The organism is Mycobacterium sp. E740 (assembly GCF_001672895.1).
Classification (GTDB): domain Bacteria; phylum Actinomycetota; class Actinomycetes; order Mycobacteriales; family Mycobacteriaceae; genus Mycobacterium.
This window is the reverse complement of the sequence record NZ_LZKP01000193.1, coordinates 1-4,978: the sequence shown is the minus strand read 5'-3', so window position 1 is coordinate 4,978 and position 4,978 is coordinate 1. Positions and strand designations below refer to the sequence as shown.

Below are 4,978 nucleotides of genomic sequence, written 5' to 3'. Positions count from 1 at the left end.
ACAGACGCGCACGCTCGCGCCGAAAGGGAAAAGTGGTCAGTCGTCGATCTGGCGTTTGTTGCGCTCCGACACGGCCTGGAACCGGTCGCCGAGACCGTCGAAATCGCGATGCTGGGCGAATGCGATCTTCTCCTCCGCCGCCAGTGCGGGCTCGATCACCGCAGCCGCGCCGGTCGTGTAGATCTCCTTCAGGCCGCGCATGACGGGACCGGGCACCTCGGCGATCTGGGTGGCCAGTTCCACCGCGCGGTCGAGCAAGCGGTCGTGAGCGACGACTTCTGTCACCAGCCCGATGCGCTCGGCGCGGGCGGCGTCGACCACCTCGCCCGTCATCGACAGCCGCCGGGCCATCGCCAGGCCGACCAACTGCGGGAGCCGTGCGGTCATACCGCCGCCCGGCAGGATGCCGACGCGGGCGTGGGTGTCGGCGAACACCGCTCGCTCCGAGGCGATGAGGAAGTCGCAGCCGAGCGCCATCTCCAGCCCACCGGTGAACGTCGCACCGTTGATCGCCCCGATGATCGGCGTACGCATCTGGCCCGTCGCGGCGATGCAGCTCTGCGACCGGAATTCCTCGAAGTAGGCGAGGCCGTCGCGCTGCGCCTCCTTGAGGTCGACGCCCGCACAGAACGCGGGGTCGGCGCCGGTGAGCACCACCGCGCGCACCGACTCGTCGGCGTCGGCTGCCGTCAGTGCACCGTACGTGGCGTGGATGAGCGCGCGACTCAAGGCGTTTCGCGCCTCCGGGCGGCTGAGTGTCAGCACCCGCACGGGCCCGTGGTCGGCGACGAGGACGAGTTCGGTCATGGAACCGACGGTAGCCGTCGAGGCCTACCGCAGGAACTGGTCGGCGTTGTTGACCAGGTCCAGCAGCGGCTGCGGCAGCGCGCCGAGCGCGAACGTGACCGCTGCGGTGACGGTCACCACCGCGGCGCTCAGGACGCTCGGCACCACGACGGTCGGAGCGTCTTCTGGTGGGTCGGTGAAGAACATCAGCACGATGACCCGCACGTAGAAGTATGCGGCGATCGCGCTGGCGACGACACCGATGACCACCAACGGGATGGCGCCACCTTCACCGGCGGCTTTGAACACCGCGAACTTGCTGACGAAGCCACTGGTCAGCGGGATACCGGCGAACGCGAGCAGGAAAAGCGAAAAGACAATGCCCACAATGGGATAGCGCCGGCCCAACCCCGCCCAGCGGGCCATCGCGGTGTCCTCTTCACCGGTCGCGTCGCGCACCAGGCTGACGACGGCGAACGCGCCCACCGTGCTGAAGCCGTATGCGAACAAGTAGAACAGCGTCGACGACAGGCCGGCCTCGTTCCCGCCGATCAGGCCGGTCAGCATGAAACCGGTATGCGACACAGCCGAATACGCCAGCATCCGCTTGACGTCGACCTGGGTCACCGCGGCCACGGTGGCGATCACCATGGTGAGGATGGCGACCGCCCACAGCACCGGTCGCCAGTCGTCGTGCAGCTGCGGCAGCGCGACGTAGAACACCCGCAGCATCGCGCCGAACGCGGCGATCTTCGTCGCTGCCGCCATGAACGCCGTGACCGGGGTCGGCGCACCTTGATAGACGTCGGGGACCCAGGAGTGGAACGGCACGGCGCCGATCTTGAACAGCAGTCCTACCAGCAGCAGGCCGGTGCCGATCAGCGCCAGCGACGTCGTGCCCGTCCCCGCAGTGACGGTTTCAGCGATTCCGGCCAGGTCAAGCGACCCGGCGTAGCCGTACAGCATTGCGACGCCGTAGAGGAAGAACGCCGACGAGAACGCGCCCAGCAGAAAGTATTTCAGCGCCGCCTCTTGTGAGAGCAGGCGGCGCCGACGGGCCAGCCCGCACAGCAGATACAGCGGAAGCGACAGGACCTCGAGCGCGATGAACATCGTCAGCAGGTCGTCGGCGGCCGGGAACAGCAGCATGCCGCCGATCGCGAACATCGTCAGCGGGAAGACCTCGGTCTGGATGGCTCCCGCCTTGACGGCCAATTGCTCGGTGACGCTGCCTGGCACCGCGGACGCCTGCGGCGTGAACCCGTCCAGCCCGCGCCCCGCGCCGACCGTGCCGGCCTGCCGTTCGGCGATCAGGAGCACTCCCAGCACGCCGACGAGCAGCAGTGTGCCTTGGAGGAACAGCGCGGGCGTGTCGATCACGACCGCACCCATGACGGCTGACCGCCCGACGCTGCCGTGCAGGTCCCGCGCGAGCAGGACGACGGCCGCGAGGGCCACAGCCAGGCCGCCGAAGCAGAGCACCAGCTGGCTGGCGTAGCGGCGCTGGCGCGGCACGAACGCCTCGATCAGCACACCGGCGATGGCGACCCCGAAAACGATCAACATCGGTGACAGCAGACCGTATTCGACGGTCGGCGGGGAGAGGGTCATGGTGTCGGCCCTTCCGCGAGTCTGGGTGCGGGGTCATGTTGGTCGATCGTGGTCAACGTGTGGTCGACCGCGGGGTTGATGACATCCAGTGCCAGCTTGGGATAGACGCCCAGCGTCAGCAGCAGGGCGATCAGCGGTGCGACGACGACAAGTTCGCGCGGCAGCAGATCACGCACCCGCTCGTTCTCGGGCCTGCCGGGGCCGGTCATCATCCGCTGGTACATCCACAGGATGTAGATCGAGGACAGCACCAGCGCTGTGGACGCGAACACCGCCAGCAAGGGGAACCGCGTGAAAGTGCCGATCAACACGAGGAATTCACTGATGAACGGGGCCAGCCCGGGCAGCGACAGCGTCGCCAGCCCGGCGATCAGGAACGTGCCCGCCAGCACGGGCGCCACCTTCTGGACACCTCCGTATGCGTTGATGAGACGAGTTCCCCTGCGCGACACCAGGAATCCTGCGATCAGGAACAGGGCGGCCGTCGAAAGCCCGTGGTTGACCATGTAGAGCGTCGAACCGGACTGACCCTGGCTGGTCATCACGAAGATGCCCAGGATGATGAACCCGAAGTGGGAGATCGACGTGTAGGCGATCAACCGCATCACATCGGTCTGGCCGATCGCGACGATCGCGCCGTAGACGATTCCGATGACCGCCAATGTGACCACCAGCGGCTGGAAATACCGGGATGCGTCTGGGAACAACTGCAGGCAGTAGCGCAGCATGCCGAACGTGCCGACCTTGTCCATGACAGCCATCATCAGCACCGCGCTGGCCGGCGTCGCCTCGACGGCGGCGTCGGGCAGCCACCGGTGGAACGGCCACAGCGGCGCCTTGACTGCGAACGCGAACATGAAACCGAGGAACAGCAGGTTCATCACGGCCGGGTTGACGGTGAAATCGCCACCGGAGACCGCGACCACGATCGCGCGGAAATCGAATGTGCCGTTGTCGAAGGCGTCACTCGAGGCAGTCACCACGTAGAGCCCGATCACCGCGGCCAGCATGATCAGTCCGCCGAAGAGGTTGTACAGCAGGAACTTCACCGCCGCTTTGGATCGGTTCGCGCCGCCGAACCCACCGATGAGGAAGTACATCGGGATCAGCATCGCCTCGAAGAACACGTAGAACAGCAGGATGTCCAAGGAGACCAGCGACATGAGGACCATGCCCTCGACGGCCAGCGTCAGAGCGAGGTAGGTCTGCACCGAACGTCCACGCAGCCCGGTCCGGGCGTCGGCGTCGTTCCAGCCGGCGATGATCAACAGTGGCACCAGGACGGCGGTGAGCACGACGATCGCCAGCGCGATGCCGTCGACGCCGAGGATGTAGCCGGTGCCGAACGACGGGATCCACCGGTGTGACTCGACGAACTGATACTGCTCGCCGCCAGGTTGGAACCGGATTGCGAGCAGCACCGTGATCGCCAGCACCGCGACCGAGACGGCCAGCGCGAGCCACTTGGCCAGCACGCGCTGCGCGGCCGGCAGCAGGATCACCAGCGCGGCGCCGACGGTCGGGACCGCCCACAGCACGGTCAGCCAGGGAAAGTTGTTCACCACAGTTGCACCGCCAGCATCGCCGCGACCATCAGCACCGCACCCCCGAGCATCGCCAGCGCATAGGAGCGGGCGTATCCGGTCTGCAACTGCCGGAAGCCGTCCGACATGCGGCTGACCAGACCGGCGAGCCCGGAGCCGGCGCCGTCGACCGCCTCGTCGTCGATCTCGACGAGCCCGCGGGTCAGCAGTTGGCCCGGCCGCATCAGCACCCCTTCGTTGAACGCGTCGCCATACAGGTCTCGGCGCGCCGCGACGGTGAGCGCGGAGCCCGCCGGAATCTGTTCGGGCACCGGCTTTTTCGCATACATCCGGTAGGCGATCAAGACACCGCCCGCCACCACCGCCAGGATCACCGTCGTCACCACCCAGACGGGAGCGACATGGTGCGCCTCGTGGCCGCCGACCACCGGTTCCAGCCAGTGCTCGAGTGTGCCGCCGATCGCGAAGGCCGCCCCCGAGGCGACGGATCCGATGGCCAGCAGGATCATCGGCCACGTCATCACGGCGGGCGCTTCGTGGGGATGCGCCTCGGCGGCCCAACGCTTTTCACCGAAGAACGTCATCAGCATCACCCGGGTCATGTAGAACGCGGTGATCCCCGCGCCCAGGATCGCGGCGCCGCCGAGGATGATGCCTTTGACGCCGCCCGCGCCCAGCGCCGCTTCGATGATCCCGTCCTTCGAGAAGAAGCCCGCCAGCGGCGGCACACCGATGATCGCGAGATAGCCGAGCCCGAATGTGGCGAACGTGACCGGCAGCGCCTTGCGCAGGCCGCCGTAGCGACGCATGTTGACCTCGTCGTCCATCGCGTGCATCACCGAGCCGGCGCCCAGGAACAGGCCCGCCTTGAAGAAGCCGTGGGTCAGCAGGTGCATGATCGCGACCGCATAGCCGACGGGTCCGAGGCCGGCGGCCAGCACCATGTAGCCGATCTGCGACATCGTCGACGCCGCAAGCGCTTTCTTGATGTCGTCTTTCGCGCAGCCGATGATCGCGCCGAACAGCAGGGTGACCGC

Annotated in this window: 4 protein-coding genes; all 4 read right to left on the bottom strand. The window is 67.2% G+C overall.

What is annotated here, in order from left to right; all coding sequences use genetic code 11:
• Positions 1-36: 36 nt before the first annotated feature.
• Positions 37-807: an enoyl-CoA hydratase gene (locus tag A5663_RS19000; protein WP_068152665.1), complete on the bottom strand. Its 771-nt coding sequence runs from the start codon at positions 805-807 to the stop codon at positions 37-39.
• Positions 808-831: 24 nt separating this feature from the next.
• The gene (nuoN, locus tag A5663_RS18995; RefSeq protein WP_068152662.1) at positions 832-2,397 is read right to left on the bottom strand and encodes an NADH-quinone oxidoreductase subunit NuoN; all 1,566 of its coding nucleotides are present in this window, start codon (positions 2,395-2,397) and stop codon (positions 832-834) included.
• On the bottom strand, positions 2,394-3,962 hold the full coding sequence (locus A5663_RS18990; protein WP_068152660.1) for an NADH-quinone oxidoreductase subunit M: 1,569 nt from the start codon (positions 3,960-3,962) through the stop codon (positions 2,394-2,396). The genes nuoN and A5663_RS18990 overlap by 4 nt, the downstream gene beginning before the upstream one ends.
• Positions 3,956-4,978: proton-conducting transporter membrane subunit (locus tag A5663_RS18985; RefSeq protein ID WP_304443159.1), on the bottom strand; the 1,023-nt coding region annotated here is incomplete at its 5' end. The genes A5663_RS18990 and A5663_RS18985, both read right to left, overlap by 7 nt.

Bases quoted from the DNA above. Each gene is read 5' to 3' on its own strand.
- A5663_RS19000 (WP_068152665.1), bottom strand. From the start codon at position 807: ATGACCGAACTCGTCCTCGTCGCCGACCACGGGCCCGTGCGGGTGCTG.
- nuoN (WP_068152662.1), bottom strand. From the start codon at position 2,397: ATGACCCTCTCCCCGCCGACCGTCGAATACGGTCTGCTGTCACCGATG.